Source organism: Isoptericola croceus (assembly GCF_029382255.1).
Classification (GTDB): domain Bacteria; phylum Actinomycetota; class Actinomycetes; order Actinomycetales; family Cellulomonadaceae; genus Isoptericola; species Isoptericola croceus.
This window is the reverse complement of the sequence record NZ_JARLLG010000376.1, coordinates 1-265: the sequence shown is the minus strand read 5'-3', so window position 1 is coordinate 265 and position 265 is coordinate 1. Positions and strand designations below refer to the sequence as shown.

Here is a 265-nt window from a genome sequence, read left to right as displayed (position 1 = left end):
AGGAAAGAGGATGGACCTGCGGTATAGAGACCAACTGCATCGTACGAGTCGCCCTCGGCCAACCCACCGGCAGCCACGCCGAAGGCCGCCTCGCCCGCCGGCGCACCTCGGCCGCGACTGCTAAGATTGGCACCCGTCGACTTCGACGGCGTCACGCCGATGATCGGCAAGTCGTCCAGCACCGCGAGTTCGATTCGCGCGCCCCGCGCCGTGGGAGTCATGGCCGCCATTAGGGCCACCAGCACGAACATCACCGGCCACCACG

Annotated in this window: 1 protein-coding gene; it reads right to left on the bottom strand. The window is 67.5% G+C overall.

All coding sequences use genetic code 11. From position 1 onward, the window contains the following. A partial coding sequence (locus tag PZC42_RS21665) for a hypothetical protein (RefSeq protein ID WP_277214253.1) occupies nucleotides 1-254 on the bottom strand: 254 nt, incomplete at its 3' end. Nucleotides 255-265 lie beyond the last annotated feature (11 nt).